This window comes from Streptomyces sp. SID14515, assembly GCF_010548505.1.
Classification (GTDB): Bacteria; Actinomycetota; Actinomycetes; order Streptomycetales; family Streptomycetaceae; genus Streptomyces; species Streptomyces caviscabies.
This window is the reverse complement of record NZ_JAAGMH010000029.1, coordinates 1-18,760: the sequence shown is the minus strand read 5'-3', so window position 1 is coordinate 18,760 and position 18,760 is coordinate 1. Positions and strand designations below refer to the sequence as shown.

Here is an 18,760-nt window from a genome sequence, read left to right as displayed (position 1 = left end):
GCAGCCACGGGGGCGTCGGTGCGGATCAAGACCGGCCTTCCGCCCGTCCGTATCGAGGGATTGATGTTCCGGTGAGCCAGATCGTCGTGAAACGACCTCCGCGGTCCCTGCCGCCGGAAGTACCGGCGGACGAATTGACGTTGGAGACCCCTCCGGAGCTGCCGCGCGGGCAGCAGGAGGGCATGCTGATGCAGATCCTGCCGGTGCTCGGCATGGGCTCGTCGGTGGTCTTCTTCTTCTCTCCGCAGGCCCCTCCGTTCATGCGGATCATGGGTGTTCTGATGCTCGTCTCGACGGTCGGCATGGTGGTCGCCCAGCTTGTCCGGTATCGCCGTGGTACGCAGGGGCAAATGGCAGATGTCCGCCGTGACTACCTCAAGTACCTGGCGCAGACGCGGCGCACGGTCCGGCGGACGGCGCGCAAGCAGCGCGATGTGCAGCTGTATCTGCACCCGTCCCCCGAGCAGTTGTGGTCGGTGGTGGCGGAGGGCTCCCGGCTGTGGGAGCGGCGCGTGGGCGACAAGGACTTCGCGCAGGTGCGGATCGGCCTCGGCGCGCAGCAGTTGTCGACGCCGCTGATCGCCCCGGACACCGCGCCGGTGGACGAGCTGGAGCCGATGTGCGCCGGTGCGATGCAGAAGTTCCTGGCGGTGCACGGGTCGCTGGACGGGCTGCCGATGGCGGTCTCGATGCGAGCCTTCTACCACGTGACGGTCTCCGGTCATCCGGAGGCGGCGCAGTCCACGGCGCGTTCGATGGTGGCGCAGCTGGTGACGCTGCACTCCCCCGAGGACCTGGTGGTCGCGGTGGTGGCGGCGCCGGGTGCGGTGGAGCGCTGGGACTGGACGAAGTGGCTGCCGCACGCGCAGGTGCCGGGCCAGATCGACGGAGCCGGTACGAAGCGGCTGTTCGGCGACGACCTCGGTGAGCTGGAGCAGTTGCTGGCCGGCCGTCTTGAGGGGCGGCCGCGGTTCGGACGGGAGAGCCAGCCGGTGCTGGACCAGCCGCACGTCGTGGTGGTCCTGGACGGCGGGATGGTGCCGCCGGACTCGTTGTTCGCGGCGGCCGAGGGGCTGCAGGGCGTGACCATCGTCGAGGTGGTCTCCGGGGATCTGGACGAGCAGCGCGGCGGTCTGTCGGTGGTGGTGCGGCCGGGGCTGCTGCGGCTGGAGTCGGGTGCGGGCCTGGCGTACGAAGGGGTGCCGGACACGCTGTCGCTGCCGGCCGCCGAGGCGCTGGCCCGGCAGTTGGCGCCGCTGCGGACGGGCGGGGGCGACGACGACGAACCGCTGCTGGCGAACCTGGACTTCACGGATCTGCTGAATCTGGGTGACGCCGGTTCGGTCGATGTGGCGCGTACCTGGCGGCCCCGGTCGGTGTCGGAGCGGCTGCGGGTGCCGATCGGCATCGGCGAGGGCGGTGCGCCGGTGATGCTGGACCTGAAGGAGGCCGCGCAGGAGGGCATGGGGCCGCACGGGCTGTGTGTCGGCGCGACGGGTTCCGGCAAGTCGGAGCTGCTGCGGACGCTGGTGCTGGGGCTCGCGGTGACGCACTCGTCGGAGACGCTGAACTTCGTGCTCGCGGACTTCAAGGGTGGCGCGACCTTCGCCGGAATGTCCCAGATGCCGCACGTGGCGGCGGTCATCACGAACCTGGCGGACGACCTGACGCTGGTGGACCGCATGGGCGACGCGATCCGCGGTGAGCTCCAGCGGCGGCAGGAGCTGCTGCGGTCGGCGGGCAACTACGCCAACATCCACGACTACGAGAAGGCACGGGCCGCGGGCGCGGCGCTGGAGCCGCTCGCCTCACTGGTGCTGGTGATCGACGAGTTCTCCGAACTCCTCACCGCCAAACCGGACTTCATCGACATGTTCATCCAGATCGGCCGGATCGGTCGTTCGCTGGGTGTGCATCTGCTGCTGGCCTCGCAGCGTCTGGAGGAGGGCAAGCTGCGCGGTCTGGACACCTATCTGTCGTACCGGATCGGTCTGCGGACCTTCTCGGCGTCGGAGTCGCGTACGGCGCTGGGCGTGCCGGACGCGTACCACCTGCCGTCGGTGCCGGGTTCCGGCTATCTCAAGTTCGGTACGGACGAGATGACCCGCTTCAAGGCGGCGTACGTGTCGGGGACGTACCGCACGGGCGGCGCGGATCTGTCGGTGGGGCAGTTGTCGGTCGACCGGCGGCCCGCGGTGTTCTCGGCCGCGCCGGTCCCGGTGGTGTACCGGGCACCGGATCCCGAGCTGCTGGCCGCGGAGGCGGCGCGGGCGCAGGCGGAGGACGACGCGCTGGCGGACACGGTGCTCGATGTGATCGTGCGGCGGCTGGAGGGCCAGGGGGTGCCGGCGCATCAGGTGTGGCTGCCGCCGCTGGACCGGGCGCCGACCCTGGACCAGCTGCTGCCGGGGCTCGCGCCGACGGCGGACCGCGGGTTCACCTCGACCGAGTACACGCGTCCGGGCGGGCTGGTCGTGCCGCTGGGTCTGATCGACAAGCCGTTCGAGCAGCGGCGTGAGGTGCTGTACCGGGACTTCTCCGGTGCGGCCGGTCATCTGCTGGTCGTGGGTGGCCCGCAGTCCGGCAAGTCGACGCTGGCGCGTGCGCTGATCTCGTCGTTCGCGCTCACGCACACCCCGGACGAGGTGCAGTTCTACGGGCTGGACTTCGGTGGCGGCGGCATGGTGTCGCTGGAGGGGCTGCCGCATGTCGGCGGGATGGCCTCGCGGCTGGATCCCGAGCGGGTGCGCCGTACGGTCGCCGAGGTCGCGGGGATCCTGAACCGGCGCGAGGAGTTCTTCCGCGCCAACTCCATCGACTCCATGAACACCTATCGGCGCAGGCGTGCCCGTGGTGAGCTGCCCGGCGAGGCGTGGGGCGACGTGTTCCTGGTCATCGACGGCTGGAGCGCGTTCCGGACCGAGTACGAGATGCTGGAGGAGGTCGTCACCGATCTCGCCTCGCGCGGCCTCGGGTACGGCATCCACCTGGTCGCCACGGCGGCCCGGTACATGGAGATGCGCGCGGCGCTCAAGGACCAGATCCTGGGCCGGCTCGAACTGCGCCTCGGTGACACCATGGACTCCGAGTTCGACCGCAAGGTCGCGGCGAACGTTCCCGCGGGGGTGCCGGGCCGCGGTCAGGTGCCGGAGAAGCTGCACTTCATGGGTGCGCTGCCGCGTATCGACTCGGTGAGCGACGTGGCGGACCTGTCGGAGGGCACGGAGGCGTTCGTCTCCACGATGCAGGCCAACTGGTCGGGCCCGTCGGCTCCCGCCGTACGGCTGCTGCCGCGCAGGCTGGAGGCGGACCGCTTGCCGAAGGGGTTCGAGTTCCCGGAGCGGGGCATCGCGATCGGCATCGACGAGACGGCGCTGGAGCCGGTGTTCGTCGACTTCGAGACGGATCCGTTCTTCCTGATCTTCGGCGACAGCGAGTCGGGGAAGACGAACCTGCTGCGGCTGATCGCCAAGCAGATCGCGGAGCGCTACTCCCCCGACGAGGCGAAGCTGGTCGTCGGCGACTACCGCCGGGCGCTGCTGGGCGCGCTGCCGGAGCAGCATCTGCTGGAGTACGCGCCGATGGCGAGCTCGATGCAGATGCACATGGAAGCGCTGGCCGGGGTGTTCTCGCGGCGGCAGCCGCCGACGGACGTGACGCCGCAGCAGCTGCGCGACCGCAGCTGGTGGACCGGTCCGCAGATCTTCATCATCGTGGACGACTACGACCTGGTGGCGACGAACGCGGGCAACCCGCTGGCGGCGCTCGCGGAGTATCTGCCGTTCGCCCGGGACACCGGGGTGCGGTTCATCATCGCGCGCAGCTCGGCAGGTGCGTCGCGGGCGATGTACGAAGGGTTCATGCAGCGCATCAAGGAGCTGGGCGCGCAGGGTGTGGTGCTCTCGGGCGATCCGGCCGAAGGCGATCTGATCGGTACGGTGCGCGGTCACGCGATGCCGCCGGGGCGCGGGTACTTCGTCTCGCGGCGGCGCGGGGCGCCGATGGTGCAGATCGGGCGGCTTCCGGAACAGCACTGAGACAGAACCGAGACCCGGGGCCGTACACCGGAGCGATGTACTGGTGCCCGAGGGATGATCCATCGGTGCGCACGAAGAACCGCACCGGCCATGACCGGCGGATACGGGGATTGTGATGGGTTTCGACGAGGAGTGGGCGCAGCTGCGGGCCGAGGCCACGCAGCGACAGGCGACGAGCACGCGGCTCAACGGGGTTCCCGACGATTCCGGTCCCGGTTTCGGGAACAATGTCCTGGCTTCGACGCCGCAGGAGAAGGCGGCGGCGTCCCGGACGATCCAGGACGAGCTGCTGGGCAGCACCGCCAAGGCCGCGAACCACGCGGACGAGTCGTCGAAGGCGGCGGCCAGGGAGTTCACCGACTGGGCCACGGGGCCGGCCATCAAGAAGCTGGACGAGACCTGGGACAAGCAGGTGAAGACCTTGACGAACCGGCTCCAGACGGAGAGGGACGGGCTGAGCGGGACGGCGAAGAACTTCGCCGGGCTCGAACTGGACGTCAAGTACCAGTTCAACTCGCTCCCCCTGTCCCCTTACGGCGCGGGGACTTCGGTCGGCGACGGACAGAAGTAGGTACCAGGGCCACGAGGCCGACGCTCCTTCGCCTCCTCCCCCGTACACGCAAGACGAAAGGTCCCACCCTTCCATGGAACGAACTCGGCTTCGGCTCGGCGGAGCGCTGAGTGTGCTGTTCGCGGCGGCTGTGCTGACCGGTTGCGGGCAGGACGGCGACGATGGCGCGTCCGGTGCGGCGGCGGACGGGACCGTGAGTGTGTCCGCGCTGCGGGCGGCGGTCGACGAGGTCGGGCCGGACGGAGCGGACAAGTGTCCTCTGCCGTACGACGTCGCCGAGGCGGCGAAGAAGGCCGGACTGTCCGGAAAGGCGGGTGCGGGGCCCGCGCCGGGCGACGACTCGGACGGTCCCGCGGTCACCGGCGAGTCCAAGTGGGCCGTGGACGGGCCCGCCGGCTTCGAGACCCATCCCGGAGCGCTGATCAGTTGTCTGTTCCATGTCGGCGGCGAGACCGTCGAGGTCCACACGGTCGCCACGGAGTCGCGGACGGCCGAGAACGTGCTGATGCCGGTGATCGTGAACGCCGGCGGGCTCTCGCTCGATGACGGCACGTCGTACCTGGAGCGGACGGCGTCCGCCGCACCGGGTGAGGCGGTGGCCACCGAGAACGGCGGCTGCGTGACCGTACGGGTGAAGCCGGCCGACGACGGTGACGCCGCGCTGGTGGTGACGGCGGGCGAGGGCGACGGCGCCGGGCCCGGCCGCGAGAAGCTCGCCGCCCTGGCGTCGGCTCTGCACGCTCAGCTCGGCTGAACGACCGCCGCCACCGGACGGCCCGGTTCCCGCCGCCCGTCCGTTTCGACGAACACCGCATCATAGGGGGAGAGATGCTCACCTACAGCGAGGTCATGACGACCGACCTGGGCAAGCTGACGACGGCCGCGGACAAGTGGGACCACGTGGCCGCGGAGATCAAGAAGGTCGAGACCCGCTACAAGGACACCGTGCAGCGCATCACGATCGGCCCGGGCTGGCTGGGCCGGAGCGCGAGCGACGCGGGGCTCAACTTCGCCGCCACGCGCTACGAGTACGCCGCCGCGCAGACCCAGGCCAAGGCCATCGCCTCGCTGCTTCGGGACGCGCACAACGACTTCGTACGGCTGAAGCGGAATCTGGAGAACCAGCGCGCCGCGGCGGTCAAGGCGGGCATGAACGTCTCCGAGGGCGGAGTCGTCTCGTTCGACTACCAACGCCTCACGGAGGGCGAGCGGTCCGCCGCCCGGCACGACCCGGACTACATGGAGAGCATCCGCAAGTCCGTGGCGTCCTGGTCGAAGGCGCTCGACGACTGCGTCAAGGCGGTGGACGACGCGGACCAGGGCGTGAAGATCGCGCTGGAGGCCGTCACCAAGGACGGCCACGGCGACAAGAACGACAACACGCTCGGCATCGGCTTCAACGCACACGCGAAGGGCGACGTCGAGGCGTACGAGGCGGCGAACACCGCGGACATCGCCACCCGCCTCAACAACGGCGACGACGTCTCCGCGGCCGAGATCGCGGAGTTCCAGCGCTCGGTGCGGGACAACAGCCACGACAAGCGCTTCTCCGAGACGCTGCTCAACAGCCTGGGCCCGGACGGGCTGATCAAGACCAACAACAAGCTCAACGATCGCGCGTACGACTCGGACACGAAGAACAAGAGCCAGTACCTGGAGATCCAGAAGGGGCTGGCCAACACCGTCGCCACCGCCACTCAGGTGCCGGGCAGCGTCAAGGACGCGCCGCCCGGATCGAAGGCGTTCAAGGACTGGGTGGCGTCGGACCAGGGCAAGTTCTACCGGGAGTTCACCGGTGAGCTGCACCGCGAGGGCACGACCAATGGGGCGAAGAACACCAACCCGCTGTACGGGTACCAGTCGTTCGTCAGCCTGATGCAGCACGCCGACACCAAGTTCGACGATCAGTTCCTCTACGAGATGGGGGACAAGATGATCGAGGTGGAGGGGGACAAGCCGGGAATCTTCACCAAGTGGGGCCCCGGCCACGACGGGATCACGACGGACGCCATCGACGGCCTGCTCGGGGTGATGAGCAGGAACCCCGACGCGGCCACCGCGTTCTTCGACCCGGACGGCAACGGCAGCGGGGAGAACCACGTCGGCAACAAGCACCTCGCCTATCTGGTCGGCGACGGCGACAACTCCCGCGACTGGCCCCGCCACACGGTGACGGGCATCGCCAACGCCACGTACGACGACCCGACCAGCAGGATGGGTCTGGGGCTGGCCCTGGAAGCCGCGGCGACCGGGCGCGAGCCTTTGGCGCCGGGGCAGGACCCCTGGCCCGAGGCCAAGCACACCGAGGAGCAGGCCCGGGTCATGAACGGGATCCTCGGCCAGCTCGCCCCCGGCGAGAACGGCGGCACCGAGGCCGAAGTGCCCGCGAACCTCCGGCGCCCCGTCGCGAACGCTCTGGCGGAATACGCGTCGGACACCCACGAGATCCTCGGCCTCGTGAACGAGGACTACAGCAATGCCGCGGCCGAGGGGTATTTCGGCGAGGGCGGGAACGGTCACCTGGCGACCAATTCCAAGGAACTCACCCAGGTGATGCGGGGGCTGTCCGAGGATCCGGACGCCTACGCCGCGCTGCACAAGGCGGAGGCGCGGCACATCAACAACGAGCTCGACCGGATCCCCGAGGGCGCGACCGGTTTCGCCCAGAGCGGCAACTGGGACCGGGCGGGGGCGGTGCTCGGCACGTACACCGCGATCCGCGAGGACGTCATCAACGACGAGCGGATGGCCGGGTACAGCGAGGCCGACTGGAAGTCCAAGGTGGCTTACCACATCATCGGCGGCATCGTGACCCCCATGGCCATCCCCACAGCGGGTGGTTCCATCGTGGTCGGGGACGCCCTCCAGCGCGGTGTGGACACCTGGGCCTGGCAGTGGGGCAACGACATGAAGGCCGGGCACGACGCCAAGGCCAACGCCGCCGTCGCCGATCTGTACCTCCAGGATTCCAGCCAGATCACCAACACCGTCCAGGGCTGGGCCAATGGACGCAACGACCTCGACCTCACGAACGCGACCGACAAGGACACCGTGACCACCCTCAAGACGACGATGCTGGGCGGCTCCGACCGAGGTGAGAAGCAGGCCCACAAGTACCTTTCCGATATGTCCAACTGACCCGCGACCACGTCCGGCTCCGCCTGCCCCGAGGAAACGTCCATGCCCGACTCCGCCCAGCGCCCGAGCAGTTCCCGCCGCACTCGGCGAGGCATCCTGAGCGCGATGAGCGTCCTGGCCGCCGGGGCGCTCGCCGCGGGAACGTGGCTGGTGGTCGCGGACTCCGACGACGGGCCGGCGGACTGCGGGCGTCTGGTGGAGCAGCAGCGGATGCGGACCGCTCTCGGCGCCCAGGCGCCGAAGGGCCCGGGGTGCAAGGAGCTCGGGTCGGCGATCGTCGCTGTCACCGGCGGCGATGCCCCGGGGCCGCGCACGGCGGAGCAGGCCGGTGCGATGAAGAACGTGGTGCTCGCGGTGGAGAGCGCGGCAGGGCGGGACGGCGGAGCTGTTCCCGCGCCGCTGCGCCGTCCGCTCGGGCAGGCGCTGCGGGGGTACGCCGGTGACCTCTACGAGATTCTTCACGGCCTGAACCCCGCTTACGTCAACACTGCGGCAGTCCCCTCGTCCGGCCCCTGGGAGGACGGGACGGGCGCGCATTTCGCCGTGCCCGCCGACACCGCGCTCCGGGCCGTCCGCGCCGTCTCCGACGAACCGGCGGAGTACGCCGCGCTCCGCTCCGCGCTGGACGACGAGGGCGTACGACGGTTCGCCGCCCTGGCCGAGGACGCACGGGGAAGCGCGACAACGGCCGTGGCCGCGACCGACGCCCGCGTCACGGGAGCCCTCGCCGGAGTGGCCGACCAGGTGGCGAAGGGGGCGAGCGGAGGCGCGGACCGCTGGTACGGGGAGGTCTTCGCGGCTCTGACGGAAGGGGACCGACAGGTCCCGTCGGCGGCGTCGGACATCGGCGGTCACCTCACGGGGTCCTGGAAGTCGTCCTTGCGGGCAGCGGCGGAGCCGGACCGTGCGGATCTGCTGCTTCAGCGCAGTGAGCGGCTGTTCGTCCTGTGGGCGGATGCCCGGAAGCTGCCCGCCACGGAGCGTGACGCGACGCTTCTCAACTGCCGTAAGAACGCGCAGGGCGCCTTCGAGGACGCCGTCGCCGCGCTGAGCGGAGACTGATGCGTATCCCAGGCCGGCAGCGATCTGGCCGGCAAGTACCTGACCGACACGACCGACTGATCCGCAGCCCGCACTCGCCCGGTAGGGAACTCGCATGTCCGGAGCGTCCATGAGTCCTTCGCTCAGTCGTAGACGCGTCCACACCGTGCTCGCCGGTCTCACCGCCCTTGTGCTGGTGACGGGTGTATGGCGTCTCATCGAAAGTGGTGACACCACCTCGGACTGCGGGTCCCTGGCCCGAAACCCAGCCATGGTCTCCGCACTCGGACCGGGCCACTCCGGGGACATGACATGCCCGGAGTTGGGCGACGCGGTGAAGGCGGCCACTACGGGGGACGGCTCTGGGCCTCGGCCCGAAGAGCGAGCCGAGGCTATGAAGAAGGTCTTCAACGCGGTCAGCGACAGCGTTGAGGACGGCCGTGATCTTCCCGCTGACATTCGTCGGCCCCTCGCCGAAGCCCTGGCGGGCTATACGGATGACCTCCAAGAAGTCCTGGATGGTACGAACTCGCGCTACCACCATGCCGGAGGTCCCTCCGGGGCCGTGTGGAAGGGATCGGACGGGTTCCACGTCTCCGTGTACAAGACGTCGCTGGTCCCCGTACTGCGAGCACTGTCGGAAAGCCCCGAGGCGTACGCCGTGCTGCGCAATGCCCAGACCGACTGGGGGGCACGCACGCTCGCAGCGGCCCCGGCGGATTCGTCCGATGCCGCTCTGACGACGCTTCTCACGGTAAACGCCGCCGCGCTGGGCACTTATGACGGCATCGCGGCGGACGTCGTCCGGGCGAAGAAGGGAACGTCGGGCGAGGAGTGGGCGGACACCGTCTACGGGGCCCTGCGCGAGCCGTCGCGCTTCCTGCCCCGTGCCCTGCCGTCCACCGCGGTGTCCGACGAGATCACCAGGAGCTGGCGCGAAACTCTCACCACGGCTCCGGGCGGCGAACGGATCGATCATCTGAAGGAGCAGGGCACCCACACGTGCAAGGCGTGGAGCGACACTCATGAGTTCACGGCGGAGAAGCGTGCCGCTTATGTCTCCGACTGCCGTGAGCGGGCGGAGGACTCCTACCAGGACGTGGTTCGGAGTCTCTCCTGACCACCGCTGTCGGGCCGATGGCCGACAGGCAACGAGCGGACAGGACAGGGAGCTGGTGAAGGGATGGGGTTCTTGAACCGCGCAGGGCGGCAGTCGCTTCCCAGGATCTTCGTCGCCGGGTGTGCGGTACTGGCCGTGGCGGCAGGGGGCCTCTGGTTGTTCCTCGGCCGGGGGCTCGGCGGTGGCACGTCCGGCTGCGAGGAGCTGGGCCGTGACGCACGCGTGCGGACGGCTCTGGGCGAGGCTCACCGGCCGGACATGACGTGCGAGGAGTTGGGCCGGGCCATGAAGCGGGCGGCTGTGCCCGGCTCTTCCGCGGGCGGGCACACCCGGGAAGCCGCCGCCGCGATGAAGAACATCCTGCTGGCCGTGGACGACGACATCCGGCGCAGGGAGCGGTTGGGCGTCGACGCGGCCCTGCGGCGGCCGCTGGCGGAGTCGCTCGCCGCCTACGCGGACGTCAACGTGATGCTCACCGATCCGACGGACTCCGTCTATGTCCGGGAGAGCCTCTTCTCCCGTGGGCCGTGGGAAGCGGAGGACGGCTTTCACATGGCGGTGAACGACGACACGCTCGTACGGGTGATCAGGGCGGTGTCCGTGGACCCGGCGGCGTACGCGGTGGTCCGTGCGGCGCAGACCTCCTGGGAGGCAGGGCGGCTGGCCGCGTTCCCGGCCGGTTCCGAGGCGCTGCGGTGGAGCGTCGGCGCCCGGGCGCTGGGGAAGCTGGACGGTGTGGCCGACCATGTGCGAGAAGGGCTCTCCCAGGAGGAGGCCCGGGAGTGGAACGCCGCCGTGGTACGGAAGTTGAGCGCCGGAACGGCCACGCGGGCGGAGGCGGCGCCTGCCGCCGAGCGGATCGAGCGGGCCTGGCAGCGCGCGCTCGCCCGGGCGCCGGAGGCGGAGCGGGCCACGGTCGTGGAGCGCCAGTGCGCGGTGATGCTCGACGCGGCGGGTTTCACCGCGGCCACGGACCAGTGCCTCAGCAACGCGTCCGGAACCGCCTCACGGGCGCTGCGAGTGCTGCGCGCGGTGTGACTCCCGTACGGGCTCCGGTCGGCCGTTGGCCGGTCCCCGCCCCCGTGTGCCGGGGACGGGGATAATCTGCGACGGGGCGATGAGCACGTTCCCGCAGCGCGCGAGAGAGAGGCAACTGATGGGCACCCAGCAGGAGAAGGACGAGCTGTACGCACTCGACATCTCGGGGGTGGAGTGGCTGAGCGCCCCGGGGACGGAAGAAGCGGAGGAGCGGGTGGAGATCGCTCATCTGCCGGGTGGCGCCGTGGCGATGCGGTCCTCGCTGGATCCGGACACCGTACTGCGCTACACGGAGGCCGAGTGGACCGCCTTCGTACTGGGGGCGCGGGACGGGGAGTTCGACCTGAAGTAGCCGGTACGGCATGCGAGAGGGGCACGCTCACGGTGGAGCGTGCCCCTCTCTGCCGTCCGCGCGCGTGGGTGCGGAGGGTGGTTCAGAACGCCTCGGTGAACAGGCGCGAGGACTTGACGTCCGTGGAGCGGTAGCTGTCCTTGCCGTTCTCGATGATCTGGGCGACGGACTTCAGGCGCAGGTGCATGTCGTCGGCGCGCTTCTTGTACTTGCCCTGGAGGATGACGTACTCGGCGTGCGCCTCACCGTCCCAGGTGCCGGTGACGACCTTGAGGGCGGCGTCCATCTCGTCCAGGTCCTTGGCGATGTTGGCCGAGACCTGGCGGATGCGGTTCGCCATCTCCTGGACGCTGTCGTACCTGACCTTGGTGTTGTTCGGATCCCCGGCCATCAGTGATCTCCCGTGTGTGGAGTGGTATAGGTGTGCTGGGACAGCTCAGACGCCGTTGAGCGCGGAGCTGTTCTTGGCCTTGTTGAACGCCGCGTAGACCTCTTCGTCATTGGCGTTGCTGAGGTTCTTGGTCTGGCCCACGGCGTCCAGGAGCACCCTGAGGAGGCGCCGGATGACGTCGTGGTCCTCGTTGAGCTGGATCTGCGCGGACGCGAATCCCGAGGCTCCGACACCCGTCCAGCCCGCGCTGGCGGTGGCGAGGATGTCGGCGAGTTCCCGGGACTGCCGGGACACGGCGGTGGCCGTCTCGATGATCTTGTTCTTCGCCTGGACGACCGGGTCGTCGGCCAGTCCGAAGTTGGCCGAGGGGTTGGGCGTGCTCATCCGAGGTCCTCTCTCTCGCTTTCCGGGCCTGTCCGCGTGACGCGGACAGGTTCTCTGTCCCCCGTGTGATCCGGATCAGGAGTGGGGTTCAGGCAGGTCCCTGAGGTGCGTGGCGGTGTTCCCACGCCCTGGACATCGGACTCGGCCACTTCTCGTTCCCCCATCACACACGTGAAGTCTGCTACCACCCTAGCCACTTCGTCATCTCACCCCAACTGCGGTTTATCGGGAGAGAGCTACCTCACCCGCCGCCCCTCCCAACGCAAAGCGCTCCGTCGCCGGACATCACGGACGACGGTCGCGGTGCCCGCCACGACGGAGACGAGGACGGCCGCGAGGGCGAGTGCGTAGGTGGCGTAGCGCTCGCTGCGCTCCTGCGACGTCTCGGACATGGCCAGGTGGGCGGGCTCGGGGGCGGGGGGCTTCGGCATCGGCGGATCGGGCTTCGGTGCGGGCTGCGGGACGTCGTCCTTGTCGCCCGCGAGGGCGCGGACCGGGTCGACGACGCCCCATCCGACGAACGCGTCATGGCCGGTGATGGAGCGTTCGGCGGTCTGCTCGATCCGCGCGATGATCTCGGCGGGCTTCCAGGTCGGGTACTTGGCGACGAGGAGGGCGGCCACTCCGGCGACGTACGGGGCGGAGAAGCTGGTGCCGTTGTCGCTGCACTGTCCGAAGCCCGGCACGGTCGAGATGATGTCGACGCCCGGTGCGGCGACCCCGACGAACTCGCCGGCCTGCGAGAAGGCGGCCCGCTCGTTGTTGCGGTCGGATGAGGCGACGGCGAGGACTCCGTCGAAGGCCGCCGGATAGGTGTTCTTCTGCTTGCCGTCCACGCCGTCGTTGCCCGCGGACGCGACGACCACGATCTCCGCCCGGATCGCCCGTGCCACGGCCCTGCCGAGCGCCGAGTCGGCGGTCAGCGGTTTGGTGGTGTCCTGCGAGATGTTGATGACGTCGGCCTTCTTGGCGATCGCGTGGTCGATCGCGGTGGCCATGGTGGTGTCCTTGCCGCTGTTCTTCTCGTCGTTCTGCCGGATCGGGATGATGGTGGCCTCGGGGGCCAGGCCCACGAATCCGGTGCCTTTGGCGGGGCGTGCGGCGATGATGCCGGCGACCTTCGTGCCGTGGCCGATCGTGTCGCCGGTGCCGTCCGGCTTGCCGCCCTTGAGGAGGTTGCGTCCGGCGCTCGTGTCGACGGCCGGCTTGAGCTGCGGATTGACGTTGTCCACGCCGGTGTCGATGACCGCGACCCGGACGCCCTTGCCCTTGGTGTCCTGCCACAGCTCGTCGAGCAGGACGCGCTGGAGCGACCAGGGCCGTCCCTCGAACTGTTTCTTCATCGGAAAGGAGCACTCGCCGCTGCCGTCGATCCCGAGGTCCACGGCGCCGGGGCCTTCGACGGCGTAGGCGGCGTGCGGCACGGCCAGGACCGCCAGTACGGCGGCCGTCACCATCGGCAGCCGTGCGGTCTTCCGGTCCAACATCTGTTCCTCTCCCCCGAGTTGTACGGTATCGCGCGTCCGGCTCGTCGGCCGGTCAGGAGCCCTGCGGCTGGCGGGCGCTGTTGGTGTCGAGCCGCGGCCCCTTGGACAGCCAGTCCGACCACTCGATCGGGACCAGCGACGGTGTCACCTTCTCGTAGCCGAGGCGGATCTGGGCCTGACTGGGCTCGGGCCGGCCGTCCTGGGTCTTCTGGCCTCCGGTGCCGATGTCGGAGCGCTCGGCGTCGCTGTCGCCGTTGGCCTGCACGGCGTACCGCAGTCCGGTGTCGGTGACCAGGAACAGCGAGCCGTCCGGCCGCGTCTGGCCGGTCCGCATCTGCGTGTAGAGGAGACCGCTGCCGGGAGTGACGTAGGTGCTGGTGCCGCCGGCGTTGATGTCGGCCGGATAGGCGCTGCCGGCCCAGGTGGTCAGCGTGGTGCGCCCGCGCTCGTCGACCTTGGTGAGCACATTGCAGACGGTGTCCCGACTGCCGTCGCCACCGGTCGAGTTGACCTGGGTCGCCTTCCGCTCCGGCCAGTTCCGGCCCTGTCCGGCGAACGGCCGGCTGTCCGGGACGAAGTCCTGGAGGCCGACCGCGCGGGCCTCGCTGTTGAGGTTCAGCTCGGCGGTCTGCGGCGAGTTGATGAGCAGCCAGGCGGTGAACTCGGAGATCGGCTGGACCTTGCGCTCCAGGACCACGTAGTGCTGGGTGCCTTCTCCGGTACGGGTCTTGAGCACCATGCCGATCTTGTTCTCCTCGGCGGAGAGCTGCCCCTGGACACCGGCCGGCGCACCGATGACACCGGGAATCCGCGGGAAGGCGACGGGGCTGCCCTTGTGGAGCGTCGCGAGCCAGTCGTCGGTGACGGGCTGCGGCGCGCGGCTGCCGACCAGCGTGTTGGTGAGGAAGCCGTTGTCGGCGGCGGTCTCGTTCACCAGGTACTTGGTGCCGGTCGCGTCGACGAGATAGCGGGCCTTGCCCTTCTGGCCCTGGACGTACAGCACCTGACCGCCGCTGAGCTGCTTGGCGCCTTCGGTGAGCTTGTTGTCGCGGCCCGCGAAGACGAAGGCCGCCTTCTGCACGGTGTTGCCCTTGCCGCCCGGCTGTACGCAGACGGCCCAGCGCTTGGCGGTGCCGGCGTCGGTCGACTCCGGCAGCCGGTCCGGCGCGTACGGAATGCCGAGGATCGGGCCGCGCGGCGGCTTGCCCGCGTCCAGGATGTTGTCGGCGACCTGGATGACGCCGAACTCCTGCGGAGTGAGCAGCAGCCGGGCCGAGGCGAGGTTGAGCACGGGGTGGAGGAGGTTCTTGCGGTCCTTGCCCTTGCCGGTGGGGAGCACCACGTAACGGGTGGTGGACTTCTTGCCGACGATCACCTTGGACCCGGCCTTGTCCCAGCCCTTGGGCGCGGTCGGCTTGAACATGCCCCAGGCGCCGAATCCGGCCAGTACCAGCGCACCGACGATCAGGCTGGGAACGACGGCGCGCAGCGGCCGGGGAGCGCCCTCCTCGGTACCGGTGGCCGACGGTTGGAGGAATGCGGCGACCGTGCGCTTCTTCGCAAAGGTGTACGCGTTGAGCTCATCCCGCCGTGATGCCATGAGTCTGTCTGTCTCCCGTGTCTCCCCGCGCGGCCCGGGAGCGGGCGATGCCCTCGCTCCCGTGCCGGACCCCGGATGCCGGACCCTGCTGCCGGACCGGCCCCCTACTATGCCTGCTGACGCCGGGCCCCGGTGGGCCGGGTAGGGTGATCCAGCCCCCAAGCCCCCCGGCGGGGCAGGGGCGATCGGGTTGACTTGGGGCCTTACGAACGGGGGGATGCCGGAATGATGGCTTCCGCAACGCGGACACGTCAGGCCGGGCGCGGGGCCTCCTCGGGGGCCCGGGGAGCAGGGGGGCCACCGGCGCGACGCCGGGGTTCCGGCTCCGCCGCCCGGGGCCCGTCGGGCACTGCGGCCCGGACCGGCGGAGCGGCCGCCCCACGACTGAACGGACGTGCCGGACAGTTCGGTTCGTTCCGTTTGCAACAACTCGTACTCATCGAAATCGCCGCCGGTCTGCTGCTCACCGCCTGGGTGATCGATCCGCTGATGCTCGCCCCGGCCGGGATGATCGCGGCGGTGCTGGTGCTGCTGGCCGTGGTCCGCAGGCACCGCCGGTCGCTGCCGGAGTGGCTGAGCACGGTCATCGCGCTGCGGGCCCGTACCCGCCGGGCGGCCGCGTCGACGCTGCCGCCGGACGTCGAGCCGGGGCTCGCGCCGGCCGTCGAGTGCGATCCGGCGCTGCACACGCTCTCCTTCAGCGACGGCGACCGGCGGCCGGTCGGGATCATCGGCGACGGCACGTTCGTCACGACGGTCGTGCAGGTGGAGTCGGACGCCACCGCTCTGCGGCCCGACCGCTCGGCCCATCCGCTGCCGCTGACGCTGATCCGGGACGTGCTGGAGGTCGACGGCATCCGGCTGGAGTCCGCGCAGGTCGTCCAGCACACCCAGCCCGCTCCCGCACCGCACCTCCCGCAGCAGTCCGTCGCGGCGCGCAACTACGCGCCGTTGCAGGCCCAGACCGGTTCCCCGGCGCTGCGGATCACCTGGATCGCCCTGAAGGTCGACCCGGAGCTGTGCCCGGAGGCCGTGGCGGCGCGCGGCGGCGGCATCGTCGGCGCGCAGAAGTGCGCGGTACGGGTGGCGGACCAGCTGGCGAGCCGGCTCACCGGCGCGGGGTTCCGGGCGACGGTGCTCACCGAGCAGGAGCTGACGTCCGCCATCGCCACGTCGGCCTGCGTCAGCCCGATGGCGATGACCCACGCCAGCCGCGCCGATACGCCCGGCCGGCGGACGCAGGAGACGGCGCGCACCTGGCGCTGCGACGACCGGCGGCACACCACCTACTGGGTGGCGCGCTGGCCTCAGTTGGGAGGCGGCGGTGCGTCGATGCCGCAGCTCGTGGCGCTGCTCACCTCTCTCCCGGCGCTGGCCACCACCTTCAGCCTGACGCTCGCGCCGGGCAACCGCTCCGAGGTGTCGGTCACCGGCCACGTCCGGATCACCGGCCGCAGCGACGAGGAACTCGTCGCCGCACGCCATGAGTTGGAGCGGACCGCACGCGGCGTGAAGACGGCTCTGGTGCGGCTGGACCGCGAACAGCTGCCCGGCGTCCTCGCCACCCTGCCGCTGGGCGGAACCCGCTGATGCCGGCGGCGAAGGTGTCGGAGAAGACGGAGAAGCACGCGGTCATGGTCACCGGGACGTACGGGAGCAGGTACTGATGTCCACTCCGACGAGGCCCGCACAGGCGGGCAGCCGCGCCCGGCGCGGTTTCGGGCTGATCGGCCCCCGCCGCGGCCGCCACACGGTCTCCCTCGACGAACTGGCCACGCTGGGACTGCCGGTCGGCGACGACGGCACGGTGATCGGGGTCGATGCCGAGGGACGCCCCGCGGTCCTCGGCATCAACCGGCCCACCCCCTACGAGGTGACCCTGATCGGCGGCATCTGGACCGCCCAGGTCCTGGCGTTGCGCGCCGCCGCGACCGGGGCCCGGATCGCGGTGGAGACGGGCCGGGCCCAGGCCTGGACCTCGCTCGCGCAGGCGGCGGGCGGCGGGCAGCCGTGCATGTCGCTGCACGACGTCGGCCGGGTGCCGCCGCAGGGCGCTTCCGCCGGTTCGCCAGTGGTCGTCGTCCGCGACTGCGGGATGCGGCCGCCGCGCGGCCGGGTGGTGTCGGGACCCTGGCAGTCCGTGGTGACGCTGCTCCCCTATCTCAGCCCGGTGGCGCCGCGGCTGATGAAGAAGTCGGCGCTGGTCGGCATCCAGCGGGTCTCCCCGGACGAGGCGGCGCAGATCGGCCGCGTCATGAACCTCTCGCCCGCCGAGTCGCAGGCGCTGTCCACCTTGGCCGACGGCGTCACCCTGTGGTGCTCGGACCGGGACCGCCAGTTCGTGATGACCCAGGCCACGGACGCCGAATCCGGGCTGCTGGGCGCCGCCCGCCGGATGGACTGAGCGGGCGCGGCCCTCCGCTCCGGCCCGGAGACGCTCGTCACCTCCCGATCGACCTGTGCGGGTCCTGTGGGGAACTTTGCACACCCGTGCCGCTCTTGGACCGTTCTCGTACCGCTCCCTGTTCACTCCTGGTCCGCCGGTGACGTAACGGACAGGTTGAGCGATGCCGAACGGCCTGCCTGAGTTCACCGGATGGCGATTAGGGTGGGTGGGGCGCGGCAGAAGAAACCTGCGAGCAGGTGATGCGCGTCGCAAGGGGGAGAGCCGGGCGGACCGGTACATCGGGAACGGTCGCCCCCACCCACCACGGCACAAGGGTGCTCGACCACATCAGGAGGCAAAGTGAACGGCGATCGGAACGAGATCCGCGACGGATGGGACCTGCCCGTCGACGAGTCGTCCGACGCGGATCCCGCCGAGATGACGGGTGAGTTCACCATCGACTACACCCCTCCCGCCTGGTACACGCAGAACGCGGCGGGGGACTCGTCGGGGGGAGCGGGCTCGCACCTGGCGCCGCCTCCGCCGCCGGTCGGGGCGCCCGTGGCCGCGCCCGACCTGTCGGCGTCGCCCGGCGGCTTCGACCCCAACTGGGCGCCCGCACCGCCGGCGCCGGCCGAGCCCGTGGCCCCTGCGGCTCCAAAGGCCCCGGTCTCCCCCGCCGTACCGGAGACGCCGCAGGCGCAGACTCCGGACGCGCAGGCCCCGGCCGCCCCGTCTTCTCCGGCCGCCGACGCGACCGGGGACGCCGGTCCGTTCGGCGGCGGCGATGTGGAGAGCGGCGCGACGATGCGGTTCTCGCCCGCCGCGCTCAAGCGGGAGATCGCGGAGCGCGAGGCGGAGGCCGCAGCCGCGTCCGGTTCGGGGGCCGACGCTTCCGGGGCCGACGCGGACGGCTCGTCCGATGCCGGGACGAAGGACGGGAACGACGAGAAGGCCGGGAACGACGGGAAGGCCGACGCCTCCGTCTCCGATCCGTCCTCGGAGGACGCGTCCCCGTCCGGTACGCCCTCCGAGCCTGCCGCCGCCCTTCCCGCGCCCGGCGACCCGGACTCCGCAGCCGTCTCCCGTACTGACGGGGCGGACGGTACGGACGCGGAGTCCGAGGACGGCGAAGCGGCCGGGGCGAGCACCGCCGAGGCCCCGGGCCCCGTTGCCGTGACCGCCGCCGACGCCGTTGCGGACGCGGGCCCGCAG

15 protein-coding genes are annotated in these 18,760 nt (G+C 70.6%); 11 read left to right on the top strand and 4 right to left on the bottom strand.

Annotation, left to right across the window (positions count from 1 at the left end; genetic code table 11):
* Positions 1 to 71: 71 nt before the first annotated feature.
* The 8 genes from eccCa (at position 72) to G3I54_RS05300 (ending at position 11,297) form a co-directional block, all read left to right on the top strand.
* Entirely contained in the window at positions 72 to 4,037 is a 3,966-nt protein-coding gene (eccCa, locus tag G3I54_RS05335) for a type VII secretion protein EccCa (RefSeq protein ID WP_164611640.1), read from the top strand.
* Between the two features lie 115 nt (positions 4,038 to 4,152).
* Entirely contained in the window at positions 4,153 to 4,608 is a 456-nt protein-coding gene (locus G3I54_RS05330; protein WP_164611638.1) for a hypothetical protein, read from the top strand.
* Positions 4,609 to 4,681: 73 nt separating this feature from the next.
* Positions 4,682 to 5,362, top strand: a complete 681-nt coding sequence (locus tag G3I54_RS05325) for a hypothetical protein (RefSeq protein WP_164611636.1) — start codon at positions 4,682 to 4,684, stop codon at positions 5,360 to 5,362.
* 74 nt (positions 5,363 to 5,436) lie between these two features.
* The gene (locus G3I54_RS05320; RefSeq protein ID WP_164611634.1) at positions 5,437 to 7,746 is read left to right on the top strand and encodes a hypothetical protein; all 2,310 of its coding nucleotides are present in this window, start codon (positions 5,437 to 5,439) and stop codon (positions 7,744 to 7,746) included.
* A gap of 42 nt (positions 7,747 to 7,788) precedes the next feature.
* Positions 7,789 to 8,808 (top strand): hypothetical protein, encoded by a 1,020-nt coding sequence (locus tag G3I54_RS05315; protein ID WP_164611632.1) that lies wholly within the window; start codon positions 7,789 to 7,791, stop codon positions 8,806 to 8,808.
* A gap of 544 nt (positions 8,809 to 9,352) precedes the next feature.
* Complete coding sequence (locus G3I54_RS05310; RefSeq protein ID WP_164611629.1) at positions 9,353 to 9,907, top strand: hypothetical protein; 555 nt, start codon at positions 9,353 to 9,355, stop codon at positions 9,905 to 9,907.
* 72 nt (positions 9,908 to 9,979) lie between these two features.
* Positions 9,980 to 10,945: a hypothetical protein gene (locus G3I54_RS05305; protein WP_164611627.1), complete on the top strand. Its 966-nt coding sequence runs from the start codon at positions 9,980 to 9,982 to the stop codon at positions 10,943 to 10,945.
* Positions 10,946 to 11,063: 118 nt separating this feature from the next.
* Complete coding sequence (locus G3I54_RS05300) at positions 11,064 to 11,297, top strand: DUF397 domain-containing protein (protein WP_030085280.1); 234 nt, start codon at positions 11,064 to 11,066, stop codon at positions 11,295 to 11,297.
* A gap of 82 nt (positions 11,298 to 11,379) precedes the next feature.
* Here G3I54_RS05300 and G3I54_RS05295 read toward each other — a convergent pair whose 3' ends face one another.
* From G3I54_RS05295 to eccB, 4 genes are all read right to left on the bottom strand, one after another.
* Positions 11,380 to 11,688 carry a WXG100 family type VII secretion target gene (locus G3I54_RS05295; RefSeq protein WP_137234407.1) on the bottom strand — a complete coding sequence of 103 codons (309 nt, stop codon included), beginning with the start codon at positions 11,686 to 11,688 and terminating at the stop codon, positions 11,380 to 11,382.
* A gap of 45 nt (positions 11,689 to 11,733) precedes the next feature.
* Complete coding sequence (locus G3I54_RS05290) at positions 11,734 to 12,072, bottom strand: hypothetical protein (protein ID WP_164611625.1); 339 nt, start codon at positions 12,070 to 12,072, stop codon at positions 11,734 to 11,736.
* Positions 12,073 to 12,308: 236 nt separating this feature from the next.
* Complete coding sequence (gene mycP / locus G3I54_RS05285; protein ID WP_164611623.1) at positions 12,309 to 13,559, bottom strand: type VII secretion-associated serine protease mycosin; 1,251 nt, start codon at positions 13,557 to 13,559, stop codon at positions 12,309 to 12,311.
* A 52-nt stretch (positions 13,560 to 13,611) separates the two neighbouring features.
* On the bottom strand, positions 13,612 to 15,159 hold the full coding sequence (gene eccB / locus G3I54_RS05280; protein ID WP_164611621.1) for a type VII secretion protein EccB: 1,548 nt from the start codon (positions 15,157 to 15,159) through the stop codon (positions 13,612 to 13,614).
* A gap of 228 nt (positions 15,160 to 15,387) precedes the next feature.
* On the opposite strand from eccB, the gene eccE reads away from it, so the two are divergent.
* From eccE to G3I54_RS05265, 3 genes are all read left to right on the top strand, one after another.
* Positions 15,388 to 16,749, top strand: a complete 1,362-nt coding sequence (eccE, locus tag G3I54_RS05275) for a type VII secretion protein EccE (protein ID WP_164611619.1) — start codon at positions 15,388 to 15,390, stop codon at positions 16,747 to 16,749.
* A 76-nt stretch (positions 16,750 to 16,825) separates the two neighbouring features.
* A complete protein-coding gene (locus G3I54_RS05270) occupies positions 16,826 to 17,563 on the top strand; it encodes a hypothetical protein (protein ID WP_164611616.1) in 738 nt (245 codons plus the stop codon).
* 342 nt (positions 17,564 to 17,905) lie between these two features.
* A partial coding sequence (locus G3I54_RS05265; RefSeq protein WP_343240274.1) for an SCO5717 family growth-regulating ATPase occupies positions 17,906 to 18,760 on the top strand: 855 nt, incomplete at its 3' end.